Raw genomic sequence first — 16,080 nt, forward strand, 5'->3', positions numbered from 1 at the left:
AACATTGATCAGAAAAACCAAGTTTGGATAATGAGCCAACTCCCAAGTGCTAAGACAATGAGAAAGGCAATAAGGGTGATGGGGTCAGTAATATCATTCTTAATGAGTGGACCGCAGTATCCATTCGGGGGCATGGGGATTCCCCCTTACTTGTTATCTGTCAGGCCGGGAATTTTCATACCGGGTGGGAGTTTCATTCCAGGGGGAAGTTTCATGTCCTGCGGTATTTCCATAGTTTTGGTGGGTTTTCCTCCGCCTATTGAATCGAAGATTTTTTGGGCCATGTTCTTGATTTCATCGGGAAGGGGAAGCTGATCAGCGCTCGGCATACCGTGGATTGTGGTGGTTATCGTTAGGTTAACCATTGCCATAACGCGTTCAAAGCTTTGTTGTGCTTGGAAATACGTGCGAATAAGAGGGTGTTTATTCATGAGACGGATCTTGAGATCAATGAGAGCTAAGGCATCTTTTTCGGGGATGACTTTGCTGATCATTTGGGTGGTCACAAGTTGGCTTTCTTTTTCTTGGTATTGGAGAAATCCTTCATTGGCTTCCGAGTCTGCTTTGATCGCGGCTTCGGCTGCTACTAAAGCTTGTACTTCTGGGGTTTGACCCAACGCTTCCCCGAGTTCCCTAGCTTTATCGATGTAGCTCATTCTTTGGGCACCTCCTATGATTACTGATTCTCTCAAGGACGGGTTCAACTAAACTTCAGATGGGATTAGAACTCCACATGAACTAGGTTTCCTTGATACTAAGGTATGCGAGGTTTTGTCAGGACGTGAGAGTGTAAATCTCTAGCCTAAATATTGGGCACAAATATCTATTTTTATGGAGGGATTAAACAACGATTTGTAGAATTATTTGTATATGGATATTAAGGATTTAATGTGAGATTGTACACCACATCTTAAATAAATTGGCAGCAAGATTGTATTATTATAACAACGTATCTTCCTAATTTGAGTATCAAGGTGAAATGAAAAGGGGGAACAGCAAGTAGCATGCGTACCTATCGATTGCAAATTCGCTTAATTCAATTTTCCGTGGCCTTAAGCTTGCTTGTGGTGGTCGCGGGTTTCTTCGGATTATGGGGGAATCGCACAAGCGAGCAAGCTATAACACAGCCTCAAAAAGAAGAAACTCAGGTGAATGCTTTGCAAAATACGAAAATTGTCGCGCTTGGAGATTCCTTTACCTTTGGCTATCCGGGGAAACCGGAGAAATCCTGGCCTGAGGTGTTGGCGAAGACCATCCAAATCGATGTCGCCAATAAAGGGAAGACCTATCAGACTGCTTTGGATTTGCTTTCTCGATTCGAAGCGGATGTATTGAGTGAGAAGCCTGGTAGGGTCATTATTTTCGCTGGAAATGGGGATGCACTTCAAGGAGTTCCTCTTGAAACGTTTAAGAAACAGGTTCAAGCGATGGTGGAAAAGTCTGGGGGAAATCATATTGTTCCAGTGCTTGCCTTGCCCGTGCCTTATCCAGGTGCTCAACAAGCAATCAAAGAACTGAGAGAGTGGGAAATAAGCTATGCACAGGAGAAAAAAATCCTTGTGCTGGATTTTGCTTCGGTCTTAATGAATGCTGACAATAAATATTTAGAGGGTCTTTCGGCGGATGGGAAGTATCCGACTGAAAAGGGTTATCAGGCAATGGGGGAGTATGCGGCGAGGGTGCTTAAGTAAGTTCGCCATGGCATAAAGTAGCATGTCTCCAGGATATTGCTTTGCACCGGTCACTCAGTAAGCTGCGCGGAGCAAACTAATCGCTCAAGTTCTCCGCTACGACGGGTGCATCCTTCGCCGTTGGGTCATCCTCTCTAGTCACCGGCTTCGGCAAAACCCTCCACTGGAGGGTTTCGTGGCTAAATCGTCTCCCGATGGCACTGCTATCGCACTTGTTGACTCATAGCCGGTTGGAAACGTCCATGTTTCCAACCCGTCTCCGCTGCGCACTTTTCGCGAAGGTTGCTTACCTGCTCGCTAAGAAGTCGTTCCCTCTTGCAAAGCAATATCCTTGGGTGGTCTTTCAAGGTTGTTTTTGAGTATGTCTTCTGATAAGATTACAAACTCCCTCTGTTGCAACTTTAGTGTAAGACACTTATTAAAGCGAAGAAGATGTACCCGACCACGCCGCCGAGTAGGGCGTAGTGGGGATGGCGTTCTCGAGAGAGGGGCCAGAGTTCGGCGAAGACGAGGAAGGCCATGGCTCCTCCGGCGAGGGCGAGGAAAAAGGCGAGGGAATTCTGGACACTGTCTACGGCGAGGAGACCGATGAGTGCTCCAAGTGGGGTGAAAAAGGCGATTCCTACATTGAGGAGGAGGATTTTCCACCAAAGAATGCGGGCCATTTTAAGAGGTGCGGCAGTGGCCATGCCTTCGGGGAGATTGTGTAAGGTGATGGCGAGAGCAATCAGAAAGCCGAGTCCATCGGTTGCTTCTTGCCCGACTGCAATGGCCATACCTTCGGGGAGATCGTGAAGGGCAATCCCTGAAGCGACAAGAAGGCCGATTCTTTTGAGACGTTGGCGTCGGGAAAGAGGCAGAGTCGGTGAGGAGGAATTCATCTGTCGGTCAGCAAGCCACATAAAGAGGATGCCAACGATCAGGCCAAGCACAACTTGGTTTAGAGGCCCAATCTGCCAAGCGGTGGGCAAGAGGTCGAGGGTGACAACGGCGAGCATGACCCCGCCGGACCCGGCTAATAGGGTAGCGAGCACGCGTTCCTGGGGGCGGCCAAAGATCAAGACAAGCAAGCTTCCTAGGGTTGTCGCTAGTCCCGCTATGGTACTGATCCACAGAATATGGAGTGCATCCTGCATGAAAACTCCTCCCTAATAGGTGAAACCGAGAGTAATCGAGCTGTTAGGCAGACTTCCAAAGCCTTATTAAGGATTTATGTGAAATTTTTAAGGGATAGAAGCTTTTTAGAGGATAGGGACAATGAGTAAGTCGTAGAAATCTTTATGACTTTTTTCACATTAGTATGTCTAGACCCTTACTTCTCTTGGACATAATGGTTGTAGAGAGTAATGTTTCGGGAGAAGAGAGGGTTATTTTTAAATGAAGGGTTTCGACTTCATAAAAAGCGTAGAGCCGATGAAGCAATTAGAAACAGAAAATTGCATTGCTTTTGAGCTTGAAAGAACATGTCTGAAAGGAAATCGGTGGGATTATTTCAAAAAGAATCTGAGAGCATTTGACTTCGGATGGATTTGTGTCCTGATCTTAAGTATAGCTTTAATAGTGTTTGTGCAATCTGAGAAACTTGGGCAATCCTTAATCCAGACTCGAGCAGTGCAACAGTCACTCGACTTAAATGATATGACTCAAAGTGCAGTGAAAAGCCCAGAAGAACTCATTCGTTTTCATGTGGTGGCGAATTCGGATTCGGAAGAAGATCAGGACTTAAAACGGGCGGTTCGGGATGCAATTCTCAAGGAGGTTTCGCCACGGCTTGCTGCTTCACACTCATTGAAGGAGTCCCGGGAAATCTTGATTGGGCTTCGGCCGGAGATGGAAAAGATCGGTAAGACGGTGGTTGAATCCTGGGGCAAGGATTATTCTGTGAAAACAGAGTACGGGAATTTTATTTTCCCAACAAAATCGTATGGTACCTTGATTCTCCCTGCGGGAGAGTATGAAGCGGTTCGGGTTGTTATCGGGGAAGGTAAGGGGTCAAATTGGTGGTGCGTGCTCTTTCCTCCGCTATGCTTCGTAGATATCGAACATTCAACAGCCGTGGCAGTGGATGGGAAACCAGGAATTCCGTACGATGAGAAGAATGGTATCAGCGAAAAACAGACTCAGGGTACGAAGGAGTCCGTGAAGGCGTCCGTTCAGGATGCTGGGAATGGGTCAGTACAGGAAATCGTGAAGGGGTCAAAAAAGGTAGTTGAAAAGCCCAAGGTTCGCTTCTGGATTATCGAAGAACTTCGACGGATCTTTTGATATAACGTTATGATTGAATGTTAGAAGGATTCTCGTTCAAGGAAATATAACCTAGAAAAAGTTAACCTCGATTTTTAATTGCGCTTCAAGTATGTAACACTACCCGTTTCAGATGGAACATCTATTGTTAATAATATGAAACAATCCTAGAATTTTACTTTTAACTAAATTAAGTTATTTTAATAAGTGGGAGTAATTCAAGTAATTCACAAATGCACATGAATAGTGTAACTCAACATCAAAGGTATTATTTTAAGTTAAGACTTCTTGAGCGTTGGCACGGTAATTGCAATGCTTAGAAAGTGGGCTTCTAAATACTCATTTGGAACCAAGCTTCGTTGTCTAGAGCTAAGGAATAGTTCAAGGGTACGACTTGTTACTGATGAGTACTACAGATACCCCAAAGAGCTTAAAATAGGGGGGAATTACTTGCGTAAACACAAAAGGATTATTCCTACTTTGGTTGCAGCCTCAATGCTCCTTAGTACTATTTTAGCCGGCTGCGGTACGACGACTCCGACAAGTACACCAAGCAACTCAAGCACAGCACCCGCAAAAAGTGATTTTAAAATTTTAGAGGCGAGTATGCAAGACATTCAAAAAGGACTAAAAGACGGAAAAGTGACCTCTGAGGAACTCGTGAAATTCTACTTGGAACGTATCGAGAAATACGACAAACAAGGTCCCAAACTAAATAGCATTATCTATCTGAATAAGAAGGCTGTAGAAGAGGCCAAAGCGCTCGATAAAGAGCTCAAAGAAAAAGGACCAAGAAGCCCACTTCACGGTGTCCCTATTATCCTGAAAGACAACTTTGATACCTTTGATATGCCGACCAGTGGCGGTAACAAAGCGATGAAAGATTCACAACCCACAAAGGACGCTTTTTTAACGAAGAAATTGCGTGATGCCGGTGCAATCATTATCGCTAAATCAAACCTTCATGAACTCGCACGTGCAGGGTGGACGATGAGTTCCTTAGGAGGACAAACCCTTAACCCGTATGATCTTACTCGTACCCCAGGGGGTTCTAGTGGTGGTACAGGAACATCGATCGCAGCGGACTTTGCAGTCGCAGGTATGGGTTCTGACACTGTAAACTCTGTCCGCTCCCCAGCTTCAGCTAACAGCTTAGTGGGTTTCAGACCGTCGTACGGTTTACTTAGTCGTACTGGCGTTATCCCTGCAGCCATGACTCAAGACATGGCAGGCCCAATCACCAAAACTGTAGCCGATACAGCAGTCATGATGAGCGTTATGGCAGGAGTTGACCCCTCTGACCCTGTAACTAAAGCTGCTGAGTCTCACATCGAGAAAGACTATACAAAATTCCTTGACAAGAATGCCCTCAAAGGCAAGCGTATTGGGGTTGTTCGTGAAATTGTAGGTAAAGATCCCGAAGTCACCAAGGTATTTAACAAAGCCCTCGACGTCTTAAAAGCTCAAGGGGCTGAACTCGTAGAGATTACTGACCCCAACTTCAACACCGGTAAAATCTCCAAAGAATGTGACGTACAAGTTTGGGAGTCGAACCCCAATCTCGATGAATATCTAGCAGTACTGGGGGACAAAGCTCCTATAAAAACAACGAAAGAGCTCATCGCCACCAACACTATGGACCCATCTATTATGAAGTTAATGAACGGCTCTCAAGCCCTCTATCCCAACAACCTAACTGACCCTGCGTATAAAACTGCCCTTGAAAATGGTCAAAAACTACGCGACCTCATTAACAAAACCTTTGCTGACAACAAACTTGATGCAATGGTTTACCCACACCAACAAGTATTAGTATCCAAAGTAGTAGACAATGCACAACCCGGTCGTAATGGTATCCTTGCATCAATTGGTATGACACCTGCCATTACCGTCCCTGGAGGCTTCTCCACTCCCACAGCAGATGCCCAAATTGGAGTACCGATTGGAGTAGAATTTATGGGTCTACAATGGTCTGACGCAAAATTGATTTCCATCGCCTACGCCTTCGAGCAAGCAACACATGCTCGTCAGGTTCCTAAGGTTACTCCATAATTAAAAGTGATTTACTTAGTCTTTTATTTCTTGCACAAAGACGATAGTTTCATGAGCTATAGGAAAAGTTGCAGAAAAGGGGCTGTTTGTTTTGAAACAAACAGCCCCTACTGTAGTGCGCCACGCATGGCGACTGAATTGACGGATTAGCGAAAAATCCGGTCGATTAGAGTTTGAGGAATGACGCCTTCAGCCCCAAGAATCAGTTTGGTCTTCATCATAGCCTTATTGTACCTTATATTCTCTAAGACTTCAGAGTTCATTCTTGGAGAGATAAGAACTAAAGGGCTGTTGACAATTCCGGCAAGGGCTGAACCAGCCAATGCATCTGGAAAATCTTCTCCTGTCGCAAGGAAGGTAATAGCATAATTGAATTGAAATTTCGACAGCACTTCGAAATTGGTCTCATAGCGATCCATGCCTGAGATGCGTTCCGGACCCGGAAGGGAAGAATCGAGGCTCGGGTCAATGACACCATATCCTCCGACGATATACGTCTTGTCAATGTTATGGGCACTTATATAGTCGGTTAAACCTAAGGGTAAGGCATGGGTTGGAGTTAATAAGATGGGAATCTCCTGGGAGGCAGCATAGGAAGCGATGGATAGGGCATCTGGATAATTCTCACCCGTAGCGAGGAATACTTCTCCTCGGGGCTCGAGGCGCTTGGCGATGGCCAAAGAGGTTTCATAGCGATCTTGACCTTCGATGCGATCTGTGGAAATCCCCTTTGCTTCTAAGCTCTTTTCTATCCCTGTGGAAATTGCGCCGATTCCGCCGATGAGAAAGACCTTTTTCACGCCGAGGCGATCGAGTTCCCCTTCAGCTTCTGGAGATAGAACTTGAGAATCTGTAAGAAGAATTGGAGCCAAGTATTTTCGGGCTAAGGGAGCGGCGCTAAGGGCATCAGGGAAATCCTGACCGGTTGCGAGCACTGCATAGTTTGAGGAGTGCCAGTTCTCTTGGGCGATTTTTGCACTCGTTGCATAGCGATCTTTCCCGCCAAAGCGAACAAACTCAGAGCTTGTGGTGAAGCTCGTACTAAAGTCCTCATCGATCGTTCCTCCGGCATACCCGACGACTGAGGAAGGAGAGAGGGTCAGGGTATACGTGGTATTGTAAGCCAGGTCGGACTTGGGTCTAATAACGAGAAGGTCATCGAAGCCTTCCGCGAGAACTTCCACTTTTGTGCCTTGACTGCTTCTGAGTGTTATACGACTTAAATCTCCAGCAAGGACGGGGTGATTAAAGGAAAAGAGAATCGGTCCTGTAATAAGTTGGTTTGTCTCATTATTGGGTGGAATGGTTTCAAGGGGTTCCAGTGTTTCAGCAGTTTGGGGCAGGTCGATTCGCTCGATAAAGTACTCTCCAGCCGCATCTTTTGCTACTGAGGTGAGGACACCGGCTTGATTGGTTAGATAGAGGGGATAGCCGGCCGTGCTTAAAGTTCCCAATCGGTCAAAGGGTACTTTGAAGGGGAGTGGCTTGGCATGATAGGTGGAGTCATAGACCATAATTCCCGGGAAATCCGGGGAGCCTACATAAAAACGATGGGAGGTTAAGTCGAAGGCTAGGCTGCTATATCGGGACTGAAGGGTTCCGATATATACACCGTATTCGTCGTAAATTTCTCCAGACGTATTAAATACGTATTCCCCATCGGGAGAAACTTGCAAGCCTGGTTCAAAGGCATCCTCCGGTAAGCCGCTCCAAGTACGATCAGTGCTAATATTTTTGACGATTTTACCTTCACTGAGTTCGTAGGTAGCGAGCTGGGCAGGATGCTGATTGATTTTCGACGTATACAACTTGTCTTTCAAGGGATTTATAGAGATATGACCTTGTGGCATGACAAAACCGTTTGTTCCTATTTGATCCCCACTTTTTTGTAGGAGGGATTTTGTGGAGCGGGAGTAGATGTAGATTTCCTCCCAGTAACCCGAACCGGGGGTTAGATAAATAAGTCCGTTTTTGACAGTGATATCATAAGGGTCAGTATCTACCTCGAATTCTTCCTTTAAGGTAAACGCTTCTGTGTCGATCAGAGCGATTTTACCCGCTTGGGGGTTGTTATTCGAATTGATGGAATGTCCATACTTCGAAAAGGTGACATAAAGCTCATGATTTTCGTAGGCGAGCCTTTCGGGCGCAAGGTCAAAGGATATGCTTTGGATGGTTTTGTCTTCATAGTTGAAAGCATAGACCTTTTTCTCAGAGGGGCTTGTCAGGTAGACGACCGATTTCTCTGGATGGAAGAGTCCATCATAGGGGGTAAAATTGATAGACATCAGTCGATTCTCTGTAACAGGTTGAAAAACTGGAAGGTTGGGATTATCGACGGGATTGGCTAAAGCAGGCTGAAGTGAGGTGAGTAGTAAAGTGGTGGTGAGGAGAAGGCTCAACATTGCCTTTCTGCTTTTAAGAACGCTTAGCATGAGATGACTCCTTTCTGATTTGAAACTTTGCATTGAAACAACTAAGTGAATACTTAAAAAAGTAAAAAACCGCTAATAATCATCCGACACTGAAGTCCTTTAATGAAAGTAGCGGTTTGGAAGAAAACCTTTAATTTAATGTAGGTCTATAATTTAACAGGTCTATAATTTAATAGTGACATATAAAGGATAATTTAGAGGACGTAAAAATAAAAGAGAAAACAAATGGTGCAGAATCCAAATGTTTTCTCTTTTGTATTAAATTCCTAGAATCTCTTTCAGCTTCCTCGATTGGGTGCGGCTGACCGGAATCTCACTGCGTTCTTGATCATCCACGACAACGGTATACGTCCCGTTAAAGTAGGGGATGAGTTCGCGCATTCGTTTGATATTGACGAGATAACAGCGATGAGAGCGGAAAAACAGACTCGGACTCAGGCGAGCTTCGAGATCTTTAAGGGTAAAACGTGTAAGATAGGATTCTTTTTGCGTTTTAGCAAATACGTTATCTTTATCAGTATAGATGTAAATGATTTCCTCAGGACGGAGGAGGAGGGTCTTTCCACGCTGTTCAACTGGAATGACTTCAAGGGGACGGGGAGGAGAACCATTTGAACCATTCGAGGTATTGGCGTTAATCATATCATTTGTGGGGATGGACATTGTGTCAGCTGTAGGATCGGGTGAGGGCTCAAGGGACGGCGCAGCTTGAGGAGAAGATGCAGCACTGCGTTTAAACACTTTTTTGAGTGCTTGATCCAGACGCTTTGGGTTGATTGGCTTGAGAAGATAATCAAGGGCGTTGACACAGAAGGCATCCACAGCAAATTCTTCATGTGCAGTGATGAAAATGATGGCAGGAGCATTCTCTTTTTCCTTAAGTTGTCTGGCTAGATCAATCCCTTTGAGTCCCGGCATATCTATATCCAGGAAAACCACAGAGTAATCTACATTGTTGATAAGCTCCAAAGCTTCAATGGCGTTGGTTGCTTCCCCAACAATCTGAAGGTCTGAGTAATCTTGGAGTAAGAAACGGAGCTCTTTACGAGCTGGGGATTCATCATCCACTAACAAAGCGCGAAGCTTCAAAGGTATCACCTCTTTTCTATGGTGCAGTGAGATCAGATTGAAGTGTTTATTTTCATACTATTTTGACAATAGGCTAAAAATCCCTCTTTTTTAATGTAAAAAATTTGTTCGGTATAGATAATTTTGGAGGGAGAACCTGTACTATTTTTCTGGACAAAGCATAGCATTTAACTAAGACTGGATAAGGAGGAGAAATCATGGTTAAAGATTGGGACGCTAAACCCAGGCCAACTCGTATAAAATTCTTGATGTTCTTGAGTGTAATTTTACTGAGCGCGCTTGTTTTGTCAGGTTGTGGAACACTGCAGACTCTCGTGCAAAAGGATGGAAAAACTTCTCCGCTGGCTGATTGGATAGGGGGCACAAGTCAGGAGGCGAATATCCCGGCAACGAGCAACCTTGGAGATGGCAAGGCAATCAGCCTTTACTTTCCTGATTCAACCGGCAAAGCGTTGATTAAAGAAGAGCGGACACTCCCCAAAACCTTGAGCCTGGCTCGTGAAACCGTGAATCAATGGTTAAGAGGTCCTGCGGTTCAAGGGAATACTCAGGCTGCGGTGGATCCGAAAACCACTTTAATTGATATTGCAGTCAAGGATGGAGTGGCCACAGTAGATCTGAGTCGTGAATTTACTCAGGCGTACGGAAAGATATCTCAGGAAGTGGCAGTTTATGGCTTAGTCAATACCTTGACCCAATTTCCAACCGTTCGGGAAGTTAAGCTTCGGATTGAGGGAAAAGCTTTAACGAAACTCGGCACCCTTGATTTAACTAAGCTTTCTTATCGTGAAAGTCTGGTTAAAGGTTCAAGTGTGAATTCAAACGCTTCGGCTGGGTCAGGTGCAAGTCTTCCTGTAGTTCCCGCCACAGGTAAAGGGACAGACAGTCAAAGTAAGCAAGGCTCGAATTCGGTGCTGCCGGATTCCCCTAGTTCTATCAATCTTTTTTCCTTCCCAGCGAGCTCAACCTAAAGCTAAACATCAGCAGAGGAAGAGTGTATTAGATATTATGAAACAGCGTTTCATTTTGAGATGAGACTGAGAACTTCGTTTAATTTAATTTATATCATAATACAGAACGATCTAGAAGTATAGAGTGATTTTTTAGATAGTTTAATCCAGGCAGGTGTGCCTGGATTTTTACTTATTGGCTTTCTATTAGGACAAAATTTATGAGGATCAGGTGGGGGGAATGTTTTTTGGGTTGGGGTTATGTTAAAATTAGAGTAATAAATTAGGGGAATATTCGGAAAAAACAAGCTCTTTATAGGAGTAGAAAGGGGGCTGAAGAATGGAAGAAACCCAAGGGTTAAGTCGGCAGTTAGAAGAGGCGATTCGTCGCTCGAATACTGTGATCTATCGCAGAGGCCGATCCATTCTCGCTGAAATGGGGATTTCTAACCCTCAGTTCAACGCATTGCTGACGCTGAATGAGTTTGGTCCGCTGACGATGGGGGAGTTATGCAAGCATCTGTTGACGGCTTGCAGTACAGCGACAGACTTGGCAGATCGTCTGGAACGTGATGGATTAGTCGAGAGGGTTCGTGATTCTAAGGATCGTCGGATTGTCAGAATGCATATGCTCTTGAAAGGGGAAGAAGTGGTTGAGCTGGTCATTAGCGAACGCCGTCGTTTTTTCGATAAGGTGTTACTCGGATTTAAATCAGAAGAGCAGGCGCAAGTATTGGAAAGCTTTGAGCTATTGGCCGACCGGATGGAGCGCTTGGATAAAGATCACCCGGTTCAACTTGTCGAAGTGCAGGATATGAAGAAAAGAGTCAATTTCTAGTTCGTACAAAAAGGTTTTTTTGCCTGAAATGTCGAATTGGTTTTCCTAGCATAATGCGGGGTGCACGGATGCACTATGACTTCTCATGGAGGAAAAAGGACATGACGAGCTGGGAAATCCAAGAATACAAAGAAAAGATCCAAAGCAAGGATCCTTTGACAAGCAATCATTGTACTAGGGCAGCAGAATATGCTGTGGTTTTGGGTGAACAGTTATCGCTTACGATGGAAGAGTTAGAGGCTTTAAGTTTGGCTGCTGTTCTTCATGATCTTGGAAAAATTCGAATACCTGATGAAATTCTTATGAAGCCAGCTTCTTTGTCTGAGGAGGAGTTCGGCCTTGTTCGGTGTCATCCAGCCTGGGGCGCGGATATGATTGAGAAAGATGCCCCAAATGACCCGAAGCGGAAATTTGTGGCAGAAATCGTGCGTTATCATCATGAACGCTATGATGGATGGGGTTATCCTGAAGGGTTAAGAGGGGAACGGATTCCTTTTCTTGCCCAGATTATTTCCATCGCAGATGCTTTTGAGGCCATGACTTCAGATCGTCCTTACCGCAAAGCAATGACGCCTTATCAAGCGCTTAGCATTCTCAATGAGGAGCGGGGAAAGCAGTTCCATCCTGAATTAGTTGACCGATTTGTTCAGTTAATTGCCTGATATGCTGGATATCATTTCTGTTTCTGATGAATAATTGACCTCGAAAATAACTGAGACAAGCAAACCACGGCCAAATTCGGTCGTGGTTATTCTTTTTCCCAGGCAGTATAAGGATCAGCCCGGTGCAGATAATACCCAAATAATATTTAGTGGATGATATGGCTTGCAGGAATATCTTGTGAAGTGTCGAATTCCCTAATTGTAAAATGGACTAATTAACCATGCCAATTATTGAAGCCAATTGCATATAGTAAGTAAGGATACATAGAGTAAGTATGGATAGAGTAGGGGGGATTAAGTAGATGGAGCTTGACCGGAAAAATGGGATACCCTATTACATTCAGCTGAAGGATCAGATTCGTAAGCAAATCATTCAAGGGACATGGCTGACCGGAACCAAGCTTCCGACGGAACGGGAATTGGCCCAAGAACTCGGAGTAAGTCGTAATACGGTAAGCCAAGCATATAAGGAACTGGAAAGTGAAGGGGTGCTTTCATCCACTCAAGGAAGGGGAACGTTTGTCGCTGATAGTTCTCACACCGTTCATCAGGAAAATCGCAAAGAAAAGATTTTGCGAATCATTGATGTGGCGATGGAAGAAGCAGTAGGTCTGGGATTTACAATCGACGATTTTGTATCGTTTGTCCATGTCCGAGGAATGGAGAAAAAGGAATTTCTCTCAAAGGTTAAAGTTGCTTTCGTGGAATGCAATCCGGAGCAACTGGCCGAGGCCCATTGGAATCTCGGTCCCGGGGTGACTCTCATCCCCATTCTTTTATCAGAACTGAAAGAGCGGCGCGGCCGGGAGCGGATAAAAGGAATGCACCTGGTGGTTACGAGCACGGGGCATCTCCAGGAAGTAAAGCAGTTACTTATGGGAATGGATTTGCCGGTTCTCGGGATATCTCTTCAGCCGAAGCTTGAGACGATTGTTCGGGTAGCAAAGCTGCTAACGGGGAGGGACGTTGCTTTAATCTGTGAGAGTATGCTCTTTGCGGAAAAGGTGAGGTCCGCGTTAGCTGAAGCGGGCCTTTATCCCCTCCTTAATAACCAGATTCAGGCTGATGAGGAGAAACTTAAAGCTATTTTGCCAGAGTGTAGTGCAGTCATTACAGTGCCTGGTCAGAGGAGGAAGGTCGAGAGGTTTCTTCCCGATCATATGGAGCTGATTGAGTTTCGATTTGAGCCGGATGCAGGGTCACTGAATTTACTACGAAGTACTCTGATGGAGCTTAAGCAACAGAAGGAACCTGTCCTTTTATTTCGTGGAGGTGTAATATGAAACGTCAACATGTTATTGGTATGTTTGATTCGGGTGTGGGTGGCTTGACGGTGATGAAGGAGATTACGGAGCAGCTTCCTGAGCTTCGCATTGTCTACTTTGGGGACACAGCACGTGTCCCTTATGGGAATCGGAGTCGGGAAGAATTAATTCGCTTTGGGGAGGAAATCATAACCTTCTTGATTAGTCAGGGGGCTGAAGCGATTGTTGTCGCCTGCAATACGAGTTCAGCTAATGCGGTCCCCGTACTCAAGGATAATTTTGATATTCCCTTGATTGGAACGATAGAACCGGGTGCCCGCTCGGCTGTCAAAGTAACGGAAAATGGGAAAATCGGGTTGATTGCTACAGAGGCTACTGTGCGCAGCAAAGCTTACTCGTCTGCCATAAGTAGGGTTTTATCTAAGGGGATATTGCCGGAGAAACGTGAACTCCGAGACTCCTGGCAACAGGGGGAGCAGCCGATCAGTCTTGTCAAAGCGCAAGCTTGCCCTCTCTTTGTTCCTCTTGTCGAAGCGGGGCTGGCAAATTCTCCAGAAGCTCGGGGGATTGCTCGGACGTACTTGTCCTCGATTCAGGAGGCTGGGGTGGATGCCTTAATTTTAGGATGTACTCACTATCCCTTCCTCGCTCCGATCCTTCGAGAGATTCTCGGAGAAAAGATTCAGCTCGTGGATCCAGCAAAGTCGATGATTGAAGAATTAAAAAGGGTTCTCGATAAGTTGGAGGAAAAGGGTACCTTGGAGGGATCCGAATTCAAAACAGAGCAAGTGGGGGAAACCGAGTCGGAAAAGGTAACCTGGAAAGACCGTTTTTTCGTAAGTGGCGATCCAGAGTTATTTAAGCAAGTCGGGGATACCTTATTGCCTGGCAAAATTCAGGATGTAATACAAGTGAGTTGGGGAGATTAAAGCTAAGCCCAAATATAGGGTTCGGTAGGAGGAATTGAAGTGGAACAGAAAACATTGGTTCTCGGAGTGATTGGGGCCGATGTCCATGCGGTTGGAAACCGGATTCTCGACTATGCGTTTACACAGGCGGGGTTCAAGGTGATTAACATCGGAGTGCTTGCCTCTCAAGAGGAATTTATCCGTGCAGCCATCGAGACGAATGCGGATGCGATCCTCGTATCCTCGCTCTATGGGCATGGGGAAATCGATTGCCGAGGGTTAAGGGAAAAGTGTCAAGAGTCAGGTATTGGAGATATCCTTCTCTATGTGGGAGGGAACCTCGTCGTTGGTAAACAGGAGTTTTCTGAGGTTGAAAAACGCTTTTTAGACATGGGTTTTGATCGGGTGTATCCTCCAGGGACGATGCCCGAGATTGCGATAGAAAATCTGCATCAAGACGTTGGGGAATAAGGAGGGATAGGGTTTGCAACATATCCTTCTGATCGATTTTGGGAGCACGTATACAAAAGTAACGGTCGTCGATCTGGATCAAGAAGAGATTATTGGGTCAGCTTCGGCAGGTACAACGATTGAGACGAATATCATGGAGGGGTTGAATCAAGCTCTTCACAAAATCCCTGAACCCCAAGGGGGCTGGAACTTTGTTCGTAAGCTCGCCTGCAGCAGTGCTGCCGGAGGGCTGAAAATGATTGCCAGTGGGCTTGTCAAGGAATTAACGGCTGAAGCGGCCCGTCGCGCGGCACTCGGGGCAGGAGCTCGAGTTCTCGAGATTTTTAGCTATGAGCTGACGTCAGAGGATATCCAGAAAATCACGAAGGCCCAGCCGGATATTATCCTTCTGGCCGGGGGAACGGATGGAGGGAATAAAGAGATTCTCTTAAAGAATGCCGAGAAGCTTCTTGAACTTCCGATAAGTCTTCCAATCGTTGTCGCAGGGAATAAAGTGGCGTCTCCGCAGGCTGCAGAGCTACTTCGGCAAAAACATGATCCGGTCGTGGTGGCAGGCAATGTCATGCCTGAACTCAATGTGCTCGAGGTGGAATCCGCTCGGGCTGCGATAAGGGACTTATTCTTAAATCAGATCACCCAAGCAAAGGGTTTGAATCGAGCCGAGGAACTCATCGAACGAGTCATGATGCCGACTCCAGCAGCTGTTCTTTCGGCGGCGGAGCTATTAGCGAAAGGTTATGGGGAAGAAAAAGGACTCGGGGAGCTCGTGATTATCGATGTCGGGGGAGCTACGACGGATGTCCATTCTATCGCGACTGGGGATCCAAGCAAGCCGGGAGTTATGCAAAAAGGTTTGCCTGAACCGTATGCGAAGCGCACCGTCGAAGGCGATCTCGGGATGCGCTATAGTGCAGAGGCACTGGTTGCGGCAGCGGGAAGACAATTGAATCACTACCTGGGTTGGAGTGAAGAGGAGATTCATGCTCAGCTCAAACTTCTTCAAAAGGATCCTTGGCGAGTCCCTCAGGATGAGCGGGAAGCTAAGTTCGATACTGCACTCGGCCGTATGGCCGTGGAAATGTCCGTAAAGCGGCATGTCGGAACGATGGAAGTCGTGTATACTCCGTTTGGCGCAACGTATATTCAAATCGGAAAAGATCTGACCCAGCTACCGGTGGTGATTGGAACTGGAGGAGTACTCCTCCATCACTTGGAGCCCGGAGAAATTTTGCGGGGTGCACTTTTTGATTCGGCTGAGCCCATGGTTCTTAAGCCTCAACTACCCGCGTTTTACCTTGATCAAGAATATATCTTAGCAGCGATGGGCCTTTTACGAGAAGTGGCTCCGCTTGCTGCATTACGCATGATGAAGAAGTATCTAGTTAACCTGCCCGATGACTAAGCGCCACTAATATTCCTGTTAATTAAGGAGAGTTAAATGGCGCTAAGTCCCTGGATAACTCAACTAAACTTCA

The 16,080-nt window shown here is 45.9% G+C and carries 15 protein-coding genes; 10 read left to right on the forward strand and 5 right to left on the reverse strand.

The window, feature by feature from the left end:
• Nucleotides 1-8 precede the first annotated feature (8 nt).
• Together ACZ42W_RS02885 and ACZ42W_RS02890 are read right to left on the reverse strand one after the other, a co-directional pair.
• Nucleotides 9-134: a hypothetical protein gene (locus tag ACZ42W_RS02885; protein WP_464168358.1), complete on the reverse strand. Its 126-nt coding sequence runs from the start codon at nt 132-134 to the stop codon at nt 9-11.
• A 12-nt stretch (nt 135-146) separates the two neighbouring features.
• Nucleotides 147-656: a YlbF/YmcA family competence regulator gene (locus tag ACZ42W_RS02890; protein ID WP_464168360.1), complete on the reverse strand. Its 510-nt coding sequence runs from the start codon at nt 654-656 to the stop codon at nt 147-149.
• A 348-nt stretch (nt 657-1,004) separates the two neighbouring features.
• Between ACZ42W_RS02890 and ACZ42W_RS02895 the strand changes: the two genes are divergently transcribed.
• Nucleotides 1,005-1,691, forward strand: a complete 687-nt coding sequence (locus ACZ42W_RS02895; protein ID WP_464168362.1) for an SGNH/GDSL hydrolase family protein — start codon at nt 1,005-1,007, stop codon at nt 1,689-1,691.
• Between the two features lie 401 nt (nt 1,692-2,092).
• Here ACZ42W_RS02895 and ACZ42W_RS02900 read toward each other — a convergent pair whose 3' ends face one another.
• On the reverse strand, nt 2,093-2,827 hold the full coding sequence (locus ACZ42W_RS02900) for a ZIP family metal transporter (RefSeq protein WP_464168363.1): 735 nt from the start codon (nt 2,825-2,827) through the stop codon (nt 2,093-2,095).
• A 475-nt stretch (nt 2,828-3,302) separates the two neighbouring features.
• Here ACZ42W_RS02900 and spoIIR point away from each other — a divergent pair, with 475 nt between their 5' ends.
• Both spoIIR and ACZ42W_RS02910 read left to right on the forward strand, forming a co-directional pair.
• Entirely contained in the window at nt 3,303-3,956 is a 654-nt protein-coding gene (gene spoIIR, locus ACZ42W_RS02905; RefSeq protein WP_464170844.1) for a stage II sporulation protein R, read from the forward strand.
• A gap of 429 nt (nt 3,957-4,385) precedes the next feature.
• The gene (locus ACZ42W_RS02910; RefSeq protein WP_464168365.1) at nt 4,386-5,987 is read left to right on the forward strand and encodes an amidase family protein; all 1,602 of its coding nucleotides are present in this window, start codon (nt 4,386-4,388) and stop codon (nt 5,985-5,987) included.
• A gap of 146 nt (nt 5,988-6,133) precedes the next feature.
• Here ACZ42W_RS02910 and ACZ42W_RS02915 read toward each other — a convergent pair whose 3' ends face one another.
• Together ACZ42W_RS02915 and ACZ42W_RS02920 are read right to left on the reverse strand one after the other, a co-directional pair.
• Nucleotides 6,134-8,422: a cell wall-binding repeat-containing protein gene (locus ACZ42W_RS02915; protein WP_464168367.1), complete on the reverse strand. Its 2,289-nt coding sequence runs from the start codon at nt 8,420-8,422 to the stop codon at nt 6,134-6,136.
• A 258-nt stretch (nt 8,423-8,680) separates the two neighbouring features.
• Entirely contained in the window at nt 8,681-9,511 is an 831-nt protein-coding gene (locus ACZ42W_RS02920; RefSeq protein WP_464168369.1) for a LytR/AlgR family response regulator transcription factor, read from the reverse strand.
• Nucleotides 9,512-9,708: 197 nt separating this feature from the next.
• On the opposite strand from ACZ42W_RS02920, the gene ACZ42W_RS02925 reads away from it, so the two are divergent.
• The 7 genes from ACZ42W_RS02925 (at nt 9,709) to glmL (ending at nt 16,007) form a co-directional block, all read left to right on the forward strand.
• Nucleotides 9,709-10,482, forward strand: a complete 774-nt coding sequence (locus ACZ42W_RS02925) for a GerMN domain-containing protein (RefSeq protein WP_464168371.1) — start codon at nt 9,709-9,711, stop codon at nt 10,480-10,482.
• 319 nt (nt 10,483-10,801) lie between these two features.
• A complete protein-coding gene (locus ACZ42W_RS02930; protein WP_464168373.1) occupies nt 10,802-11,299 on the forward strand; it encodes a MarR family winged helix-turn-helix transcriptional regulator in 498 nt (165 codons plus the stop codon).
• Between the two features lie 101 nt (nt 11,300-11,400).
• Nucleotides 11,401-11,961, forward strand: a complete 561-nt coding sequence (locus tag ACZ42W_RS02935) for an HD-GYP domain-containing protein (protein WP_464168374.1) — start codon at nt 11,401-11,403, stop codon at nt 11,959-11,961.
• A 302-nt stretch (nt 11,962-12,263) separates the two neighbouring features.
• Nucleotides 12,264-13,244, forward strand: coding sequence for a GntR family transcriptional regulator (locus tag ACZ42W_RS02940; protein WP_464168376.1), 981 nt, complete (start codon nt 12,264-12,266; stop codon nt 13,242-13,244).
• On the forward strand, nt 13,241-14,155 hold the full coding sequence (gene murI, locus ACZ42W_RS02945) for a glutamate racemase (RefSeq protein WP_464168378.1): 915 nt from the start codon (nt 13,241-13,243) through the stop codon (nt 14,153-14,155). Before ACZ42W_RS02940 ends, murI begins: the two co-directional genes overlap by 4 nt.
• 39 nt (nt 14,156-14,194) lie before the next feature.
• On the forward strand, nt 14,195-14,605 hold the full coding sequence (gene glmS / locus ACZ42W_RS02950) for a methylaspartate mutase subunit S (protein WP_464168380.1): 411 nt from the start codon (nt 14,195-14,197) through the stop codon (nt 14,603-14,605).
• Nucleotides 14,606-14,618: 13 nt separating this feature from the next.
• A complete protein-coding gene (gene glmL, locus ACZ42W_RS02955; RefSeq protein WP_464168382.1) occupies nt 14,619-16,007 on the forward strand; it encodes a methylaspartate mutase accessory protein GlmL in 1,389 nt (462 codons plus the stop codon).
• The last annotated feature ends 73 nt before the right edge of the window (nt 16,008-16,080 follow it).

The sequence above is a fragment of the Desulfitobacterium elongatum genome (assembly GCF_055378975.1).

Excerpts from the sequence above, each read along its gene's own strand:
- ACZ42W_RS02885 (WP_464168358.1), bottom strand. The coding sequence starts at position 134 with ATGCCCCCGAATGGATACTGCGGTCCACTCATTAAGAATGATATTACT.
- ACZ42W_RS02890 (WP_464168360.1), bottom strand. The coding sequence starts at position 656 with ATGAGCTACATCGATAAAGCTAGGGAACTCGGGGAAGCGTTGGGTCAA.
- ACZ42W_RS02895 (WP_464168362.1), top strand. The coding sequence starts at position 1,005 with ATGCGTACCTATCGATTGCAAATTCGCTTAATTCAATTTTCCGTGGCC.
- ACZ42W_RS02900 (WP_464168363.1), bottom strand. The coding sequence starts at position 2,827 with ATGCAGGATGCACTCCATATTCTGTGGATCAGTACCATAGCGGGACTA.
- ACZ42W_RS02915 (WP_464168367.1), bottom strand. The coding sequence starts at position 8,422 with ATGCTAAGCGTTCTTAAAAGCAGAAAGGCAATGTTGAGCCTTCTCCTC.
- ACZ42W_RS02925 (WP_464168371.1), top strand. The coding sequence starts at position 9,709 with ATGGTTAAAGATTGGGACGCTAAACCCAGGCCAACTCGTATAAAATTC.
- ACZ42W_RS02930 (WP_464168373.1), top strand. The coding sequence starts at position 10,802 with ATGGAAGAAACCCAAGGGTTAAGTCGGCAGTTAGAAGAGGCGATTCGT.
- ACZ42W_RS02935 (WP_464168374.1), top strand. The coding sequence starts at position 11,401 with ATGACGAGCTGGGAAATCCAAGAATACAAAGAAAAGATCCAAAGCAAG.
- ACZ42W_RS02940 (WP_464168376.1), top strand. The coding sequence starts at position 12,264 with ATGGAGCTTGACCGGAAAAATGGGATACCCTATTACATTCAGCTGAAG.
- murI (WP_464168378.1), top strand. The coding sequence starts at position 13,241 with ATGAAACGTCAACATGTTATTGGTATGTTTGATTCGGGTGTGGGTGGC.